Below are 17564 nucleotides of genomic sequence, written 5' to 3'. Positions count from 1 at the left end.
TACTTCAGTGTAAGTAATAAAAAGAACAAAAATTTAAGAACCAAAATTGAAAGTTATGAAAACAAGTAAGTTATTATTTTTATTGGCAACCATGTTGATGGTTACAATAAGCAGTCAAGGACAAGTCTCAGTAAATGTAAATGTAGGTACGCCACCGGTTTGGGCACCGGCAGCTCCGGTTGAAGTTAGGTATTATTATCTTCCGGATATCGAAGTGTATTATGATGTTCCGGCCAGAAGATATATTTATCTAAGAAATGGTAGTTGGCATCGTTCCGCTGCACTTCCTTCTTATTACAGAGGTTATGATTTACGTCGCGGACAAACCATTTACTTAAGAGATTATAGAGGCGACAGACCTTATGCCTATTACAAAACCCACAAAGTAAAATACAAAGGAAACGGTAACTGGAAAAGCAAAGGAAATGGCAATTACAAAGCTGCAGGCCATCCCGGAAAAGGGCATGGCAATGGTCATGGAGGCGGAAATGGCAAGGGAAAAGGAAAAGGCAATAAATAGAAGAATACTTCTATAATATTATAAAGGGTAAGGATTAATTTCTTTACCCTTTTTTATTTAATCACTTAATTATCAGCACATTAAAATAGTATTATTCTTAATTTTAAATCCTATTTATGCATTTCAGCGTTAAAATTTGCTTTTAAAGGATAAATAATCATACATTTGTTACAGATTGTCAAATAGTTGAATGATTTTTTGTTAACCCCAAATCTACAAAACATGAAAACACTAAAAGTATTGCTCACATTTGTTGTTGTTTTGGCTTTTAATTGTGCTTACTCACAAGACTTGAGCGTAAGCGAACTGGAGAAGCAAACTAAGGCCAAAATGGAGAAGCTACCTATTGATAAGAAAACCAATTGCTATATCCGTTATTACTATTTCCCGAATATTGAAGCCTATTTTGACAACCTTAAAATGGTTTATTATTTCAAAGAAAAAGGAGAATGGATGACTGCACCGGAACTACCAAAAGGATACGGAGGTTATTCACTTTACAATAAAGCCCGGGTAACAATTACCGATTTTGATGATGAAATGCCCTATCAGTTTTTAAAGGCGCACCGAAAAATGTACCCATACAATTCAAAAGGGAGATTCACAAACACAACAGCTTCAACAGAATAGAGCCGACATTTTTGCATTTGTTAAAAACAAATTAAATAAAACGCTGCTTTTTATTTAATGTTTATATTTGAAGCTATTGCCATTAAAGTCATCACAATGCAGAAGCTTTATTCATTACCTTTTATTTTCCTTTTTTTTATATCGCAGGCCTTATGGGCGCAACAGCCCGTAAAACCTAATGCTGTTGAGATATACAACCAAATTCAGAAACTAAACTTTTTGGGTTCGGTGCTTTATATAGCTGCACATCCCGATGACGAAAATACCCGTTTGATTTCCTGGTTGTCTAATGATAAAAAAGCAAGAACTGGTTATTTATCCTTAACCCGTGGTGATGGCGGTCAGAATCTTATCGGACCTGAATTAAGGGAATTGCTGGGTGTTATCCGAACACAGGAATTAATCGAAGCCCGAAAAATTGACGGAGGTAAACAATTCTTTTCCCGTGCCAATGATTTTGGTTTTTCCAAAAACCCTGACGAAACCTTAAAAATATGGGACAAAGACCAAGTTTTGAGCGATGTGGTTTGGGCCATTCGAAAATTCCAACCCGATGTAGTCATCAACCGTTTTGACCATCGTTCTCCCGGAACGACGCATGGCCATCATACTTCTTCTGCGATGCTGAGTTTTGAAGCTTTTGACAAAGCCAGTAATGCTCTGGTTTATCCGGAACAATTGGAATATGTAAGTATTTGGGAACCAAGACGATTATTCTTCAATACTTCCTGGTGGTTTTATGGCAGTAAAGAAAAATTTGATGCCGCAGATAAAACCAACTTAGTCAATCTTAAAATCGGCACCTATTACCAATCGATTGGTAAATCCAATCAGGAAATTGCTGCATTAAGCAGAAGCCGCCATCAATCACAAGGTTTTGGATCAACCGGAACCCGAGGTGAAGAAGATGAATATTTGGAATTCTTAAAAGGTGATATGCCAAAAGATAAGACCAATCTGTTCGAAGGAATTGACACTAGCTGGAATCGCGTTGAAGGCGGAAAAGCTATTGGTGATATTTTATATGCTGTGGAGAAAAATTTCGATTTCAAAAACCCTTCGGCAAGCATTCCTCAATTGGTTGAAGCTTATAAGTTAATCGAAAATTTAGAAGACAAACATTGGAAAACAATCAAATCAGAGGAAATCAAGGAAATTATCTCCGCCTGTGCCGGTTTATACTTGGAAGCCGTTGCCGAAACCCAGGAAGCTACACCCGGAAGTCCTTTAAAAGTTAAAATTGAAGCGATAAACCGAAGTGATGTTGCTATGAGGCTGACCGGAATCGGAGCTGTACCGGCTTATGTTTCAGATAAAACAGTCAATGTTGAACTAAAAAGAAATATTCCTTTTACGGAAAGTAATACTTTCCAACTTCCAAATAGCCTTGATTATACCAATGCTTATTGGTTGAACCAAAAAGGAACCATTGGAATGTACCGTGTAGACAAGCAAGAAAACATCGGTGTTCCCGATGTATTGCGCCAGGTGAAAGTGGGCTTTTGGATTGTAATCAATAATGTTGAGATTCCTTTTGAACGCAATGTAATTTACAAATACAATGATGATGTTAAAGGTGAAGTGTACCAACCTTTAGACATTGTTCCGGTAGCGACTTCTTCTATTGCCGAGAAGGTGTATATTTTCAACAATGACCGAAGCAAAACGGTTACGATAAAAGTCAAAGCAGGAAGAGACAATATCAATGGGACTGTAAAATTGGAAGTGCCTCAGTACTGGGGAGTTTCTCCTGCTGAAATTCCGTTTGCGATTGATAAAAAAGGACAAGATGTTTTGGCCGTTTTCACTGTTTCTCCATCGGAAGAAGCCAGTGAAATTGATATCAAAAGCGTGGTTACGGTAAACGGACAAACCTTCGACAAAGAAAAAGTCGATATCAACTATTCCCACATCTACAAACAAATGGTATTGAAGACGGCTGAAGCCAAAGGAATTCGTCTGAAAATCAAAACCAAAAACGAAAAAATCGCTTATATCATGGGCGCCGGTGATGAAGTGCCAAAGAGTTTGGCCCAAATGGGTTACGAAGTGCAAATCCTCAAACCCGAAGAAATCACCACTGAAAAACTGGAAGAATTCGATGTAGTCATGACCGGAATCAGAGCTTACAATGTGGTCAATGCTTTGGCTTTCAAACAAAACATCTTATTGGATTTTGTCAAAAACGGCAAAACCATGATCGTGCAATACAACACCACCGATGATTTGGTAACCAAAGAAATGGCGCCATACAGCTTGAAAATATCGCGTGACAGAGTAACTGAAGAAGATGCCGAAGTTCGTTTTTTAGCACCAAATCATCAAGTCCTGAATTACCCCAATAAAATCACTATCGACGATTTCAAAGGCTGGAAACAAGAGCAAGGTTTGTATTATCCCGGAGAATGGGATACCAACTTCACTCCTGTCCTTTCGGCCAATGACAAAGGAGAAAAACCCAAAAACGGAGCGCTGCTTGTCGCAAAATACGGCAAAGGAAATTACATCTATACCGGATTGAGTTTTTTCAGGGAATTGCCCGAAGGAGTTCCCGGTGCCTTTAGATTATTAGCAAACCTACTAGCAATTGGAAAATAATATGGAATCAGAAAAAAAATCAACGTGGAAAAATAGTTATACTTGGGTATTGATCGTCAATGCTATTTATATCATTGTCTTTTTCATACTAATGCAATTATTCTTCTAACATGCAACAACTCGACTGGATTGTATTATCGGTAACGCTGCTATTTATTGTTTTCTACGGGGTGTATAAAACCAAAGGAAGCGCCAATGTGGAAGAATACATTTTAGGCAACAAAGAAACGCCTTGGTGGACTGTTGGTCTTTCTGTCATGGCGACGCAAGCCAGCGCGATTACTTTCCTTTCAACTCCGGGTCAGGCCTATCATGACGGAATGGGATTTGTACAGTTCTATTTTGGTTTACCGATAGCCATGGTCGTGATTTCCATGACTTTTATTCCCATTTATCACCGACTCAAAGTCTTTACCGCTTATGAATATTTAGAGCAGCGATTTGATTTAAAAACACGTTCGTTTACCGCCGTTTTATTCTTAATCCAGCGTGGATTAGGAACCGGTTTGACGATTTATGCTCCGGCGATTATATTATCTTCCATCTTAGGTTGGAACCTGACATTGCTCAACGTTATCATCGGAATATTGGTTATCATCTACACTTTTGTCGGTGGAACCAAAGCGGTTAACGTGACGCAAAAACAGCAGATGTTTATCATCATGAGCGGTATGTTTATCACGTTCTTCCTGATTCTTCATTTGTTGCCCAATGATATGACATTCTCCAATGCGATGCATATTGCGGGTGCCAATGACAAAATGAATATTCTTGATTTTTCGGTTGATCCCGAAAATCGTTATACCTTTTGGAGTGGCATTACTGGTGGTTTCTTTCTGATGTTATCTTACTTTGGAACCGATCAGTCGCAGGTTGGGCGCTATTTATCCGGAAAATCAGACCGGGAAAGCCAAATGGGATTAATCATGAACGGCTTTTTAAAAGTGCCAATGCAGTTCTTTATCCTATTGACCGGTGTAATGGTTTTTGTCTTTTTCCAATTCAATCCGGTGCCGCTGCATTTTAATCCAATCAATAAAGTAGCTGTTGAAAAGTCAGTTTATGCCGAACAATACAATTCTTTGGAGAAACAGCTAACGCAATTGTCCGAAGAAAAAAAAGAGTTTAACCTGTTGTATATTGACCATTTGAATCAGAATTATGACAATCCAATTCTCCGTCAAAAATTGATATCGCTTTCAGGAAAAGAAAAAGATTTACACGATCAGGCAAAAGAAATCATCGCCAAAGTAGACAGCAAGGCAGAAACCAATGATAAGGATTATGTGTTTATTTATTTTATCCTGAACTATCTGCCTTCCGGTTTAATCGGATTATTGCTGGCCGTAATCCTATCGGCTGCGATGTCATCTTCCGCTTCGGGATTGACCGCATTAGCTTCAACCACAGCGATTGATATCTACAAGCGAAATGTTACCGGCAACAAATCGGAAAGACATTTTGTAAATGCGACCAAAGCTTTTACCCTGCTTTGGGGTGTAATTGCCATACTTTTTGCCTGTGTAGGAACGCTTTTTGAAAACCTGATTCAGTTGGTAAACATTGTTGGTTCTATTTTCTACGGAACGGTTCTGGGGGTTTTCCTCGTTGGATTCTATGTCAAGTTCGTCAGAGCCAATGCAATTTTCTACAGTGCAGTCATCAGCCAGACGACCATCATCTTGATTTATTATAATTTCATTCACATCTACCCGACCGGACAGGAAAAACTGGGCTACTTGTGGTTGAATTTCATAGGTGCTTCATTAACCGTTGTATTGTCTATTCTATGGCAATTGGGGATGAAAGGCAAACAAAAAGTGATGGCATAAAAAAACCACGAACTCTGTTGAATTCGTGGCTTTGTATATTGTTGTAGTAAATTATTTTTTACTCCATTCCTTGATGCTGTCGTTGTTCATTTTAATGTAATCGCCATTTTTAGCTTTTTCAGCACCGGCTAATGATAATTTTGCAGTAGCTACCGCTCCTGTTTTATCGCCCAATTTTGCCTGGATTAAAGACTTCAATCTCAAATGCCAGAAAGGAACTTCTTCTTTGGCTAAAGCAATAGCTTTATTTGCATATTCCAGAGCTTTGTTCATATCACCTTCTGATTGATAGAAATATTGAGCCGAAGCAAAATAATCTCCGGCGGTTGGACCGGCCAATACTTTATTGATGCTTGCCATAGCCGCTTTTTGAGTTGGTACTTCAAACTTTACAGAAACCATTGTTTTTTCCCATGAAATATCTAGCGTCGCACTGTCATTGGTTACATTGTTGATACCTAAGGTAAAAGTTTCAACATGGTTGTTTAAAAGAATCGGATCTACGTTGGTTTTGTAGGCGACTTTATTCTCATCCCAGTTTTCCGGAGTACCCCAATTCTCTGTATCTGAATAAAAAATTACTTCCCACATGTCTGCTTTTGGCGTAGTAAAAATAGCATATTTACCTTTTTTCAAAGTAGCGCCTTTAATCACAACATCTTCGCTGAAACTAATCATGGAATTTTGGTTGGCACCGGTTCTCCATAATTTCCCAAAAGGAACTAAATCACCAAAAACTGCTCTGCCTTTGGCACTTGGTCTTGAGTATTCTATGGTCACATCAGTCAAACCAACGACTTGATTCAAAGTTGATTTCGGACTTGGTGCCGGTGTTTTTACTTGAGCTTCAATCGTAAAATTGGCAATCAATACTGCCAAAGCAAAAATAATTTTTCTCATAATGTTTGTTTTAGTTTGTCCAAAATTACAAATTGTTCGGCTTTCAAATGTTAATATAAACTTAAATGAAAAATCAAACTGTTTAACATTTTTTAATATATATTAAACAATTCGTATCTTTACAAGAAAATAGAATGAAGATTTACACCTTACACACCAAACAAAATCTTCCTGTGTCATTGGAAGAAGCTTGGGAATTTTTATCAAATCCAAAAAATCTCAAGACCATTACTCCGGATTATATGGGATTTAAAACGCTTTCAGGTGATGATAAACCAATGTTTGCGGGGCAAATCATTCAATACATCGTCACACCGGTTTTGGGCATTCCAATAAAATGGGTGACCGAAATAACCCATGTTCAGGACAAGAAATATTTTGTTGACGAACAACGGTTCGGACCTTATGCGCTTTGGCACCACAAGCATTTTCTAAAAGAAATTCCCGGTGGTGTGGAAATGGAAGATATAGTTGATTATAAAGTCCCAATGGGAATCCTAGGACAATTGGTGCATCCTTTTTTGGTCAAACCAAAACTTAAGGAAATCTTCTACTTCCGAAAAATGAAACTTATCGAAATTTTTGGGGAATATAAAGCAGAATAAATGAAAAACATACTATTAATTGGCGGTTCCTACGGTATTGGTTTAGCCTTAGCCAAAACATTGCAATCCGAAAACAACATTTATGTTGCATCAAGAACCAATGAAGGGTTATCTGGAATGAATGTTACTTCCATCCTATTTGATGCTACTACAGACATATTAGACACTTCAAAATTACCTGAAGTGATTCATGGTTTGGTGTATTGCCCCGGCAGTATTAACCTGCGACCGTTTCGTGGCTTAAAGCCCGAAGCTTTTGAAAGCGATTTGCAAATCAATTTTATCAGTTTGATCAAAGTCATTCAAACAGTTTTACCCAATCTGACTGCTGCTGAACAATCTAGTATTGTATTATTTAGTTCGGTTGCCGCCAGTATGGGAATGCCTTTTCACACCAGTGTGGCTGCTTCCAAAGGCGCGATTGAAGGTTTTGCCAAAGCATTAGCCGCTGAATATGCTCCAAAAATAAGAGTGAATGTAATTGCACCATCACTAACCGATACGCCATTAGCAGAAAAGTTTTTGAGCAATGAGGAGAAAAAAGAAAAGTCAGCACAGCGGCACCCTTTAAAACGTGTCGGCACACCCAATGACATGGCACAAATGGCCGTGTTTCTATTGGGAGATAATAGCAGTTGGGTTTCCGGACAGGTATTTCATGTTGACGGCGGAATGTCAACTTTATTGGTTAATGCCTAAATTTACGATATGAATATTTTTTGGTTTAGACGCGATTTGCGATTAGAAGACAATGTTGGATTTTTTCATGCGCTGAAAAGTGGTGATGAAGTCTTGCCTATTTTTATTTTTGACGAAAACATTCTTTCACAATTGCCCAAAGATGATGCCCGTGTTACTTTTATCCATCAGCAACTGAGCAAGATTCAAAATCAACTGAAAAGCGTTGGCAAATCATTGGCGGTTTTCTATGGTGATCCTTTTGAAGTCTTCAATAAAATACTAACCGAGAACCAAATCACAACCGTTTACACCAATCACGATTACGAACCTTATGCCCGCAAACGCGATTTGGAATTGTACCATTTGTTCAGCGAATACGATATTGAATTCAAGACGAGCAAAGACCAGGTCATTTTTGAAAAAAGTGAAGTGGTCAAAGAGGATGGAACACCTTATGTGGTTTATACTCCGTATTCAAATAAGTGGAAAGAACACTTTAACAAACTTAAGTTAGTCAATTACAATTCAGAAGATTACTTAGAAAAAATAACGGTTCACTCCTATCCTTTTCTGACTTTGTCTGCCATCGGATTCAAACCTTCAGAAATCAAAGTACCACCTTATGACATCTCTAATGATTTAATCGATAATTATGAAGCCACACGCAACTTTCCGGCTATCGATAAAACGTCGCATCTTGGAATCTATCTGCGTTTTGGAGTGGTTTCCATTCGGCAGATGGTAATCAAAGCAGCGGAAAGTAAAAACGAAACTTTTCTCAAGGAACTCATTTGGCGTGAGTTCTTTATGCAGATTCTTTGGCATTTCCCTCATACCATCCATAAAAGCTTCAGGCCCAAATATGACGAAATCCAATGGCGTAATGATGAAACGTTGTTCCAAAAATGGTGTGATGGCCAAACTGGATATCCTTTTGTAGATGCTGGAATGCGCGAACTAAACACAACCGGTCATATGCACAATCGGGTGCGCATGATAGTGGCGAGTTTTTTATGCAAACATTTATTAATTGACTGGCGCTGGGGCGAAACTTATTTTGCCTCAAAACTCTTGGATTACGAACAAGCCAGCAATGTGGGCAACTGGCAATGGGCTGCCGGAAGCGGTGTGGATGCTGCGCCCTATTTCAGGATCTTTAATCCAACTGAGCAGATTAAGAAATTTGACAAAGATTTAGCTTACATCAAAAAATGGATCCCTGAATTGAATACTTCTGACTATCCCGAGCCAATTGTGGATCATGCAACAGCACGTGATAATTGCCTGAAAATCTATAAGAAAGCATTGGAATAATGTAACATACGAATTGAAGCAGTGGTTTACCTTTACTTAAACTTTAAAACCATATATTATGAAATCGAAGATTATTTCATCCGTTCGCCTTTTAGGCTCGGGTCACGAATACCCGAAAAACAATTTTAAAACCATGAGTAAAAAGCTCAGTTTGATTGTAGGATTGACGTTATTTTTTGCCTTGTCTTCCTGTGAAAAAAAAGTAGAGAAAACTACTGAAACTATTGAAACAAATACAGTCACTACTGATACAGTAGTAGTAAAAGATACTGTTGAAGAAAAAGACGGTACTTCAGTAAAAATAAGTAATGATGGAGTTGACGTTGACAGTAAAGACGTTGATGTAGAAATCAAAAAATAATAAAAAAAGCCGGCATTTAAACCGGCTTTTTTATTTCCTAAAGCTACTGATTTTTTATGTTCCTGATGATGTCATAGTTCAGTTGGTTAAAATCGGTAATCACTTTATCTGCTTTAGAATAATCCTGCATCTTTGAATGAAAGCTGTCATAGCCTACACAGTAAATACCGGCAGCTTTAGCTGCTAAAACACCATTGGTACTGTCTTCAATAACGATGCAATTGTTTACCGGAGTTTGTGCTAAAAAAGCGGCATGTTCAAAAATAGCCGGATGTGGTTTGGACTTCGGAAAGTCTTCTCCCGAAACGATATGTGAAAAGTATTGGTGCAGATTAAAACGATTGAAAATCCTGTTGATGGTCACTTTAGCCGAAGACGAAGCCAAAACCAACTGCATGCCTTTGCTGTGCAATTCCTTGATTAAATCTTCTACGCCATCCAATAAAAATAAATCTTCTTTTTTATCAAAAGCATCATTGAACAGATTGCGCTTGGTTTGTACCAAAGCTTCTACTTCCTGTTCCAAATTAAATTCGGCCTTCAGTCGTTCAAAGATGTTCTTGGTAGAATTCCCTGTAAAGGACGCATACATTTCGGGAGAAATATCAATGCCCAGTTGTTTGAATTGCTCGTTGTAGGCAAAATGGTGTACCGGTTCGGTATCTACAATTACACCATCCATATCGAAGATTACAGTTTGTATCAATTTATGAGTTTTTTGAGGATTGAATAAGAAAATAGAATAATGGGACAAATATCATGGCAAAAAGCAAAAACAAAAACCAGTTGCCAAATATATCAGGCAAACCCAAAGCAATTTGTGTGGTTTGATAATCCAGTACGAAAAATGTCAAAAGCACCATTGTTTTCATTACGCGGATCATGCGAACCATGATGCTGTATTGCTTTTCGGCATTGGCTTGGGTAATGGTAGCGGTATAATTGAATTTATGTGGAAATCTCGAAACTATGGTCAACCCCGTGTAAAGCAAAGTACCTACAATCGGCAACATAATAATGGTCCATTTACTGCCGTAACCATCGGGTTTTCCTCCACCGCCAAAGTGCGTTGGAATAATATCCGGCAATTGAGTATAATGGGATAACATAAAAAACCAAAAGCCCAGCAGTACTAATAAACCAACAACTTCCAGAATCTTATCGGTAATGGTTAGCTGTAGCTTTATCAGAGGTCTTTCGGCAGTTGACATCTTAGTGTTTTTCTTTTTTAAGCAGGTATTTCACTACCGTTTCAGCGGCGTGTAATCCGAAAAGGCAAGGCATCCAACTGTTGGTTCCGTAAAACGACTTTTTATAGTTTTTCCCATCGGTTAGCTTTACGCTGGTTTCATCTGGCATTTCAGTTGAGAAAACTGCCTTGATTCCTTTTGATATTTTATGTTCTTTCAAACGCCTGCGCATGTTTTTGGCCAATGGGCAATATTCTGTACGGCTGATGTCGCGCACTTTTACTTTGCTGGCTTCGTACTTTCCGCCGGCGCCCATACTGCTGATGACTTTTACTTTTTTACGTTTGGAAGCAATCAATAAGTTCAGTTTGGGTGTTACACTGTCAATGCAATCCAACACATAATCAAAGTCGGGTGTAACCAATTCAAAGGCACGTTCCGGAGAAAGGAATTCCTCCAAACGGGTTAAGTTGAGCTCCGGGTTGATATCCATCAGCCTGTCGCCTACTATGTGCACTTTGGGCATCCCAACGGTAGAATGCAACGCCGGTAATTGACGGTTTACATTGGTAATATCGACAACATCACCATCGACAATGGTCATGTTGCCCACGCCTGCACGAGCCAGAAACTCTGCGGCAAACGAACCTACACCACCAAGTCCAACGACCAATACGTTGGCATTTTTTAAATTGTTTAACCCTTCAGTTTTGAATAAAAGTTCTGCTCTTTCCTGCCACTGTGCCATTTGAAATACGAATTTTGAAAGCGCAAAAATAAGTAAAAATCACAAATGGATTTGTTAAGGTTTAACTGTTAAAAACATTTTGTCTTTGAAGCAAATGCAAACTACTGTTTTCAATAAGTAAAAAATGTAACAATCTATTATATTTGCACTTGTTAAACCAAAAAATCACAGCTATGATTATTTCTCAAAAAATTAAAAAAAGCATGCTGGCACTTTTTGCAGTAGCCACTTTTTATTCTTGTTCTTCCAATGATGAACCAACTAATCCCAATGCACCTCAAATCAATTCTGTATTAGCGACTAACACAACAAGCACCAGTACCACGATAATTGGTGAAATTACCGCTGCTGCAAACACTACGGTTGCCCAAAGCGGCATTTGCTACCGTACAACTGCCAATCCTACAATTGAGGATGAGAAAATACTCAACGCCAGCCCAACCGGGCAGTTTACGACCACTTTAACCGGATTAACAAGTAATACCCATTACTATGCACGAGTGTATGCTATAGTGGGATCCAACGTTTATTACAGCAACAACATACACATTACAACGCTTGAATAAGGGTCATTTATTTTCAAATGCAAAAGCTGAAGATATCACAATCTTAACCCAAAATAAAATCTTTACTTTATAAAGGGCTTACCTTTAAGAAAAAGTAAATTATGTCAGAGAAAAACAAAAAGCAGTTTGGTGTTTGGATGGATTCCCACACCGCAACCATCGTAGGGAAAGAAGATCTTGAAAACGGAGATTTTATAATCATTGGTCACGTAAAGAACATTGGCCCTGAGCGTCATTCGAGTGAAAAAACCACCAACAATCAGGAGATAAGCCTAACGCAAAAGTACTTTAAGGAAATTGTCCATACGATGCCCAATATTGATGAAATTCACATCACGGGAACCGGACAGGTTCAGGAGCAGTTCATGAAATTCCTGGCAGACACGCCACAGTATAAAAATGCGATTTCCACCGAAAGCACTTCCAACAGAATGAGTGAAGAAAACCTCACGCGTTTTATTGCAAAACAATTCAATTAGAAAAGTAAATTTCGATCTTGAGAAAGACTGCAGGCTCAGGTTTGCGGTCTTTTTATTTTTTAAAAACCTTCTTCCAATTCTCTTCTACCTGTGTTTGCAGCGCTTCTATCGAAATGTTTTTGTATTGAGCTACCACGGTGTAAACTTCAGCTAAAGTTTCTTCAATGGTATCGGTTTCCAGAAAAAATCGGTCATCGGGCACGGAAAGGAAAGTTTGCTTCAATTCGGGATTGCGCAATAAATATTTGCCAAAAGACAGATAGAAACCATTATCAAGCATTTGTTTGGCGATTTGCTCATTTTTTGAGAATCCGTGGAGTATGATCGGCACCGAAATATTCAATCGGTTTTTGATTTCCACCAATTCCTGATACGCCGCGACCAAGTGCAATACCAATGGCTTTTGGTACTTTTCGGCTAAGAAAATTTGCTTTTCAAAGACTTCAATCTGCAGATTCATTGGGATTTCGATGCGTTTGTCCAAACCACATTCACCTAACGCCAGGCATTCGGGTAATTGCAGTTTCTCTTCTATGATTTGCAAATCCGAAAATAATCTATCTTCATTGATATACCAGGGATGAATGCCAATGGAATATTGAGGAATGCCATCGATGAATTCCCATGGATATTGGTTGACCAATTCAACGGTATTGGCATCATTGGTAAATTGGTGTGTATGTAAGTTGTAAAAAGGCATTAGTCGTGAAACTTCTTTACTCCGGCTAAGATTTCGATGTCCAAATCATTATCGAGTGGCACAATCGGACAGGAATATTTGTGGTTATAAGCGCAATAAGGATTGTAAGCTTTGTTAAAGTCGATGGTTATGGTTTCTCCTTTTGGGATTCTCATATCAATATAACGCCCGCCAATATAGCTTTCCTTTCCACAGGTCAAATCAGAAAACGGCAGGAAAAGATAATCGGCATAACCTTCTTTCTTAATCAATTCGATGTTCTGATACAGATTCAATTGAAATGATTTCCCATCGAGCGTAAAAGCCAATTCGCCATATTTCACGTATTCAGGCAAACGCGTACCGGTAGTTTTCATCTTAAAGACTTTCTCATCAGGCGTTCGCGTAAACTTGGCTTCTACAATGAATTTTTCATCAATAGGATAAAAATCAAGGCTTTTGAAGTTTTTAAAATCTTCATCGGTCAGTGGGCTTTCTTCTTTATTGCCATACTCCTTATTCAGCTTTTCCTGGTACTCTTTGGAAGATACTTGTGCCAAAAGCGTAAAACCATTTAGGAATAACAAAAAGCAAAGTAATTTTTTCATCGGGCTTGTTTTCAACAAAAATAGGGTAAAAAATGTTTGAAAACTTAGAAACTTAGCTTCTCAGTGACTCCGTAACTTCGTAACTTTACAAAATCACTCGAGAGTGTAAGCTCGAACAGACGAAGTAATCATCAACCATGCTCAAAACTGCTTTCCAACGCTACATCAATAACTTTAAAGGCTTTTCCAGAGAGATTTGGATACTAACCATCATCACCTTTATCAATCGTGCCGGTACCATGGTATTGCCTTTCCTGTCCAAATATTTAAAGGAAGATTTGGGTTTTCACTACGATGAAATTGGAACCATTATGGTTTGCTTTGGAGTTGGTTCGATGCTCGGTTCCTGGCTGGGCGGCAAATTGTCGGATAAAATCGGGTTCTACAGAATCATGATTTTCAGCCTACTGACCAGCGGTTTGATGTTTTTTGTGATTCAGTTTGTTACTAGTTTTGTTGGTCTTTGCGTCAGTATGTTTCTGATTATGACGGTTGCTGATATGTATCGGCCAGCAATGTTTGTGTCTATTGGTGCTTATGCCAAACCCGAAAATAGAACACGCGCGCTGACTTTAGTCCGATTGGCCATAAACCTTGGCTTTGCTGCAGGTCCGGCCATGGGTGGTTTGATTATCATGAATATTGGTTACCGAGGCTTATTCTGGGCAGACGGAATTACCTGCATCGTTGCCATTCTGATTTTTTGGATCAAAGTAAAGGAAAAGAAAAAGTCTGCTTTCAGGGATAAAGAACATCCTGGTGAGGTGTTAACCCATTCGGTTTTTAAAGACAAGCCTTTTTGGATATTCCTTTTTACCTGTTTGGTTTCAGGCGTTTTATTCTTTCAGGTGTTCACTACGATTCCGTTATACCACAGGGAACAGTTCCATTTGACTGAATTACAGACCGGTTTGCTGCTCACCATGAATGGTGTCTTGGTATTTTTATGCGAGATGGCGATTGTGAGTTATGTGGAGCGAAAGAAAATCAGCAAAGTGAAAGTTGTTTCTTTTGGCTGTTTGCTAATGGCGGTTAGTTTGTTCCTGATGCTGGTCAATACCTGGGCAGGCATCCTGGTTATCATGATGCTGTTTATGACCTTTGCTGAAATGTTTGCGTTCCCGTTCTCCAATTCGGTGGCTTTGAGTCGAGCACCTAAAGGACATGAAGGTCGTTATATGGCCATTTATACAATGAGCTACAGTTTGGCCCATATTCTCAGTGCTAAAATCGGTATGGGAATCATCGCCTATTATAGTCTTGAGTATGGTTTCCAATTTGGCTATCAAATGAATTGGCTGTTTATGGGAATCCTTGGTTTGATGGGCGCATTTTCAGGGATTTGGGTTTACCGCCTGATTCAAAAAGAAAACAAATCTATTAGTATGGTTTAAGGCTTTTTTATATCGTTTATTCTATAGCTTACCAACTAAAATTTATCTACCTGAAGCCCACTGGGCTTCCTCCTTTTAATTTCAAATCTTAAAAAATAGTTAAATAACTATAAAAATAGTTGCGTAACTAGAAAAATAGTTATACGTTTGTTTAGTCAATTTAAATAAACCTTTTTAAACGATATAATCATGCAAAAGTTAACCAACAAGGAAGAAGAGATTATGCAAATTTTATGGAAGCTTAAAAAAGCTTTCGTAAAAGAAGTTTTAGCAGAGATCACGGAAGAACAACCACACTATAATACGCTTTCCACCATCATCAGAAACCTGGAGGAAAAGGGTTTTGTGGGACACAATGCTTTTGGAAACACGCACCAGTACTTTCCTATCGTTAAAATGGAAGATTACAGAAAACGCTTTATGAATACGGCCATTGATAACTATTTCAACAGCTCGTATAAAAATTTGGTTTCCTTTTTTGCCGAAGAAGAGAAGATTTCGGCTGAGGAATTAAGAGAGATTTTAGCCATCATCGAGAAAAAACAGTAATATGGAAACATTGTTCATCTATCTTTTAAAATCAAGCGGCTTAATTGCCCTGTTTTATTTGGCTTACCATTTTCTGGTACGCAAAGAAACTTTCTTCAACAGCAACCGCTGGTTTTTAATCACAGGATTGTTCACTTCACTCCTATTGCCATTCTTTTCCATTAAGAAAATCATCTATGTCGAAAGACCAAAAATAGCCTTGGAAGATTTGGTTGCGTATGCCAATACCAATACTCCGGTGCAACAAGTTCCCGCTGCTGAAGCATTTGATTGGATGCAATTTGTTTGGATTAGTTACATCATCATTGCTTTACTTTTACTGACTAAGATTATCATCAATTTCATGTCATTATTTCAAATGCTTTATCAGCAGCAAAAAACTAAAAATGAAAGTTTTACGCTTGTCGACTTAAACCATGACATTGCGCCTTTTTCGTTCTTTAATTATATTGTTTTCAATTCGTCTTTATATACTGAGGAAGAATTGCAGAGCATCCTTTTACACGAAAAAGTGCACAGTCAGGAGAAGCATTCTTTTGATGTGATGGTCGCCAAAATATTCTGCATCCTTTTTTGGTTCAATCCATTTGTTTGGTTGTACAAAAAAGCCATCATCCAGAATTTAGAATATATCGCCGATCAAAAAGCGGTACAACAATTACAAGACCCGAAAGTGTACCAAAGAGCACTTTTAAAAGCGATTTCTCATCAAAATTGCTTATCAATCACTAATAATTTTTATCAATCATTAATCAAAAAACGAATCGTTATGTTAAACACACATCAATCCCACAAAAGAAATTCATGGAAATACACCTTGGTAATTCCGGCCTTAATCGGTTTTGTGTTCTTATTCCAAATCAAAACCATTGCACAGGAAAAAGAATCCGACGCAGAAGTTGCCCGATCTTTGCAACACCGTGAGGAAGTTCGATTGGTTATCAACAAAAACACTTCTGAAGCGGAATTAAAAGAAGAAGTAAAAAGACTGAAAGAAGAACACGGCGTTACTTTAAAATGCTCTAAAATCAAGCGAAATGACAAAGGTGAAATCACCGGAATCAAAGTGGAATTCAAAGACAAAAACGGTAATAAAGGGGTTTCGCATGTTGATGGCAAAGAGCCGATTGCTCCTATTCATTTCTACAAAAACAATGAATCTATTGGGTTTGGAAGACCAAGAGGCGTTAAAGTATATGCCAATGTACCGGGTGTAAGGATCAGTGAAGGAGAAGCTTTCGCTTATGGCTTTAATGATTCTTTACCATCATTGAAAAGTTTTGATATTGATTTGGATATGGAATTGCCCGAATTGGCAGAACTTCCTGAAATGCCTGAGATACCTGAATTCGGAGAAGCCTTTGCCTGGAGCGGTGATGAGAATTCGAAAATCATAATCAAAAAAGGTGGCGATAAAAAACCAATGGTAATCGTTAATGGTAAAGTTTTGAGCGACGATGCTGAAATAGAAAAAGCGCTGAAAGAAGCCGATGTTAAAGGCCAGTATAGTATTTCAATTGACAATGAAGATGGAAAAGAAAGCAAAGTGATCATCAACGGAAAGGATGTAGCCAAATTCAAAGCGGATGCGAAAGCTCAGGTAGAGCGCATGAAACCTGAAATCAAAAAGCAAATGGAAATGGTTCGCGTGGAGAAAGAAAAGGTAAAAGAAGAAATGGCCAAAGTACGCGCTGAAATGGATAAAAGAAAACCGGAAATGGAACGCGCCAAAAAAGAATACCATGATGCTAAACCCGAAATGGAAAAAGCCAAAGCGGAGATTGAAAAAGCCAAAGCAGAAATGATACAAGCCAAAGAGGAAATGCTGAAAGCCAAAGCTGAGCTTGAAAAAGCCAAAGCAGATTTGAAAAAAGACAAATAGAAAAGTTAAAGTTTTGCAAATCTGTTAT

Annotated in this window: 19 protein-coding genes; 13 read left to right on the top strand and 6 right to left on the bottom strand. The window is 38.3% G+C overall.

Annotation, left to right across the window (positions count from 1 at the left end; genetic code table 11):
• Nucleotides 1-55: 55 nt before the first annotated feature.
• The 4 genes from P1K33_RS06660 to P1K33_RS06645 all read left to right on the top strand — a co-directional run bounded on the left by P1K33_RS06660 (nucleotide 56) and on the right by P1K33_RS06645 (nucleotide 5580).
• Entirely contained in the window at nucleotides 56-520 is a 465-nt protein-coding gene (locus tag P1K33_RS06660; protein WP_284652135.1) for a hypothetical protein, read from the top strand.
• A 222-nt stretch (nucleotides 521-742) separates the two neighbouring features.
• A complete protein-coding gene (locus tag P1K33_RS06655; protein ID WP_284652134.1) occupies nucleotides 743-1150 on the top strand; it encodes a hypothetical protein in 408 nt (135 codons plus the stop codon).
• 96 nt (nucleotides 1151-1246) lie between these two features.
• Nucleotides 1247-3748 (top strand): PIG-L family deacetylase, encoded by a 2502-nt coding sequence (locus tag P1K33_RS06650; protein WP_284652133.1) that lies wholly within the window; start codon nucleotides 1247-1249, stop codon nucleotides 3746-3748.
• A gap of 110 nt (nucleotides 3749-3858) precedes the next feature.
• On the top strand, nucleotides 3859-5580 hold the full coding sequence (locus P1K33_RS06645) for a sodium:solute symporter family protein (RefSeq protein WP_284652132.1): 1722 nt from the start codon (nucleotides 3859-3861) through the stop codon (nucleotides 5578-5580).
• 51 nt (nucleotides 5581-5631) lie between these two features.
• Here the strand turns inward: P1K33_RS06645 and P1K33_RS06640 are convergent, their stop codons facing one another.
• Complete coding sequence (locus P1K33_RS06640) at nucleotides 5632-6480, bottom strand: DUF2911 domain-containing protein (protein WP_284652131.1); 849 nt, start codon at nucleotides 6478-6480, stop codon at nucleotides 5632-5634.
• 134 nt (nucleotides 6481-6614) lie between these two features.
• Between P1K33_RS06640 and P1K33_RS06635 the strand changes: the two genes are divergently transcribed.
• Genes P1K33_RS06635 through P1K33_RS06620 form a run of 4 tightly spaced genes read left to right on the top strand, consistent with a single transcriptional unit; the run spans nucleotide 6615 to nucleotide 9441 of the window.
• On the top strand, nucleotides 6615-7085 hold the full coding sequence (locus tag P1K33_RS06635; protein ID WP_284652130.1) for an SRPBCC family protein: 471 nt from the start codon (nucleotides 6615-6617) through the stop codon (nucleotides 7083-7085).
• Nucleotides 7086-7784 carry an SDR family NAD(P)-dependent oxidoreductase gene (locus tag P1K33_RS06630; RefSeq protein ID WP_284652129.1) on the top strand — a complete coding sequence of 233 codons (699 nt, stop codon included), beginning with the start codon at nucleotides 7086-7088 and terminating at the stop codon, nucleotides 7782-7784. It abuts the gene before it with no gap.
• Between the two features lie 9 nt (nucleotides 7785-7793).
• The gene (locus P1K33_RS06625) at nucleotides 7794-9080 is read left to right on the top strand and encodes a cryptochrome/photolyase family protein (RefSeq protein ID WP_284652128.1); all 1287 of its coding nucleotides are present in this window, start codon (nucleotides 7794-7796) and stop codon (nucleotides 9078-9080) included.
• 58 nt (nucleotides 9081-9138) lie between these two features.
• Nucleotides 9139-9441 carry a hypothetical protein gene (locus P1K33_RS06620; RefSeq protein ID WP_284652127.1) on the top strand — a complete coding sequence of 101 codons (303 nt, stop codon included), beginning with the start codon at nucleotides 9139-9141 and terminating at the stop codon, nucleotides 9439-9441.
• A 43-nt stretch (nucleotides 9442-9484) separates the two neighbouring features.
• Here P1K33_RS06620 and P1K33_RS06615 read toward each other — a convergent pair whose 3' ends face one another.
• The 3 genes from P1K33_RS06615 to P1K33_RS06605 are packed head-to-tail and all read right to left on the bottom strand — an operon-like array spanning nucleotide 9485 to nucleotide 11379.
• Nucleotides 9485-10147: an HAD family hydrolase gene (locus P1K33_RS06615; protein ID WP_284652126.1), complete on the bottom strand. Its 663-nt coding sequence runs from the start codon at nucleotides 10145-10147 to the stop codon at nucleotides 9485-9487.
• Between the two features lies 1 nt (nucleotide 10148).
• Entirely contained in the window at nucleotides 10149-10652 is a 504-nt protein-coding gene (locus P1K33_RS06610) for a DUF1648 domain-containing protein (RefSeq protein ID WP_284652125.1), read from the bottom strand.
• Between the two features lies 1 nt (nucleotide 10653).
• Complete coding sequence (locus tag P1K33_RS06605) at nucleotides 10654-11379, bottom strand: tRNA threonylcarbamoyladenosine dehydratase (protein ID WP_284652124.1); 726 nt, start codon at nucleotides 11377-11379, stop codon at nucleotides 10654-10656.
• Nucleotides 11380-11552: 173 nt separating this feature from the next.
• Between P1K33_RS06605 and P1K33_RS06600 the strand changes: the two genes are divergently transcribed.
• Both P1K33_RS06600 and P1K33_RS06595 read left to right on the top strand, forming a co-directional pair.
• Nucleotides 11553-11945, top strand: a complete 393-nt coding sequence (locus tag P1K33_RS06600) for a hypothetical protein (RefSeq protein WP_284652123.1) — start codon at nucleotides 11553-11555, stop codon at nucleotides 11943-11945.
• Between the two features lie 101 nt (nucleotides 11946-12046).
• Nucleotides 12047-12424, top strand: coding sequence for a hypothetical protein (locus P1K33_RS06595; protein ID WP_284652122.1), 378 nt, complete (start codon nucleotides 12047-12049; stop codon nucleotides 12422-12424).
• 52 nt (nucleotides 12425-12476) lie between these two features.
• On the opposite strand, the gene P1K33_RS06590 is transcribed toward P1K33_RS06595, so the two are convergent.
• Both P1K33_RS06590 and P1K33_RS06585 read right to left on the bottom strand, forming a co-directional pair.
• On the bottom strand, nucleotides 12477-13124 hold the full coding sequence (locus P1K33_RS06590) for a TatD family hydrolase (RefSeq protein WP_284652121.1): 648 nt from the start codon (nucleotides 13122-13124) through the stop codon (nucleotides 12477-12479).
• Entirely contained in the window at nucleotides 13124-13711 is a 588-nt protein-coding gene (locus P1K33_RS06585) for a DUF1684 domain-containing protein (protein WP_284652120.1), read from the bottom strand. Before P1K33_RS06585 ends, P1K33_RS06590 begins: the two co-directional genes overlap by 1 nt.
• Before the next feature lie 137 nt (nucleotides 13712-13848).
• Between P1K33_RS06585 and P1K33_RS06580 the strand changes: the two genes are divergently transcribed.
• The 3 genes from P1K33_RS06580 to P1K33_RS06570 all read left to right on the top strand — a co-directional run bounded on the left by P1K33_RS06580 (nucleotide 13849) and on the right by P1K33_RS06570 (nucleotide 17536).
• Nucleotides 13849-15105 (top strand): MDR family MFS transporter, encoded by a 1257-nt coding sequence (locus tag P1K33_RS06580; RefSeq protein WP_284652119.1) that lies wholly within the window; start codon nucleotides 13849-13851, stop codon nucleotides 15103-15105.
• A 189-nt stretch (nucleotides 15106-15294) separates the two neighbouring features.
• A complete protein-coding gene (locus tag P1K33_RS06575; RefSeq protein WP_284652118.1) occupies nucleotides 15295-15654 on the top strand; it encodes a BlaI/MecI/CopY family transcriptional regulator in 360 nt (119 codons plus the stop codon).
• Nucleotide 15655: 1 nt separating this feature from the next.
• A complete protein-coding gene (locus P1K33_RS06570) occupies nucleotides 15656-17536 on the top strand; it encodes a M56 family metallopeptidase (RefSeq protein WP_284652117.1) in 1881 nt (626 codons plus the stop codon).
• The last annotated feature ends 28 nt before the right edge of the window (nucleotides 17537-17564 follow it).

Source organism: Flavobacterium terrisoli (genome assembly GCF_030167905.1).
In the GTDB taxonomy this organism is placed as follows: Bacteria; Bacteroidota; Bacteroidia; order Flavobacteriales; family Flavobacteriaceae; genus Flavobacterium; species Flavobacterium terrisoli.
Note: the sequence above shows the minus strand (reverse complement) of the source record. Positions and strands in the feature narration are given on the sequence as shown.

Bases quoted from the DNA above. Each gene is read 5' to 3' on its own strand.
- P1K33_RS06660 (WP_284652135.1), top strand. From the start codon at position 56: ATGAAAACAAGTAAGTTATTATTTTTATTGGCAACCATGTTGATGGTT.
- P1K33_RS06655 (WP_284652134.1), top strand. From the start codon at position 743: ATGAAAACACTAAAAGTATTGCTCACATTTGTTGTTGTTTTGGCTTTT.
- P1K33_RS06650 (WP_284652133.1), top strand. From the start codon at position 1,247: ATGCAGAAGCTTTATTCATTACCTTTTATTTTCCTTTTTTTTATATCG.
- P1K33_RS06645 (WP_284652132.1), top strand. From the start codon at position 3,859: ATGCAACAACTCGACTGGATTGTATTATCGGTAACGCTGCTATTTATT.
- P1K33_RS06640 (WP_284652131.1), bottom strand. From the start codon at position 6,480: ATGAGAAAAATTATTTTTGCTTTGGCAGTATTGATTGCCAATTTTACG.
- P1K33_RS06635 (WP_284652130.1), top strand. From the start codon at position 6,615: ATGAAGATTTACACCTTACACACCAAACAAAATCTTCCTGTGTCATTG.
- P1K33_RS06630 (WP_284652129.1), top strand. From the start codon at position 7,086: ATGAAAAACATACTATTAATTGGCGGTTCCTACGGTATTGGTTTAGCC.
- P1K33_RS06625 (WP_284652128.1), top strand. From the start codon at position 7,794: ATGAATATTTTTTGGTTTAGACGCGATTTGCGATTAGAAGACAATGTT.
- P1K33_RS06620 (WP_284652127.1), top strand. From the start codon at position 9,139: ATGAAATCGAAGATTATTTCATCCGTTCGCCTTTTAGGCTCGGGTCAC.
- P1K33_RS06610 (WP_284652125.1), bottom strand. From the start codon at position 10,652: ATGTCAACTGCCGAAAGACCTCTGATAAAGCTACAGCTAACCATTACC.
- P1K33_RS06605 (WP_284652124.1), bottom strand. From the start codon at position 11,379: ATGGCACAGTGGCAGGAAAGAGCAGAACTTTTATTCAAAACTGAAGGG.
- P1K33_RS06600 (WP_284652123.1), top strand. From the start codon at position 11,553: ATGATTATTTCTCAAAAAATTAAAAAAAGCATGCTGGCACTTTTTGCA.
- P1K33_RS06595 (WP_284652122.1), top strand. From the start codon at position 12,047: ATGTCAGAGAAAAACAAAAAGCAGTTTGGTGTTTGGATGGATTCCCAC.
- P1K33_RS06590 (WP_284652121.1), bottom strand. From the start codon at position 13,124: ATGCCTTTTTACAACTTACATACACACCAATTTACCAATGATGCCAAT.
- P1K33_RS06585 (WP_284652120.1), bottom strand. From the start codon at position 13,711: ATGAAAAAATTACTTTGCTTTTTGTTATTCCTAAATGGTTTTACGCTT.
- P1K33_RS06580 (WP_284652119.1), top strand. From the start codon at position 13,849: ATGCTCAAAACTGCTTTCCAACGCTACATCAATAACTTTAAAGGCTTT.
- P1K33_RS06575 (WP_284652118.1), top strand. From the start codon at position 15,295: ATGCAAAAGTTAACCAACAAGGAAGAAGAGATTATGCAAATTTTATGG.
- P1K33_RS06570 (WP_284652117.1), top strand. From the start codon at position 15,656: ATGGAAACATTGTTCATCTATCTTTTAAAATCAAGCGGCTTAATTGCC.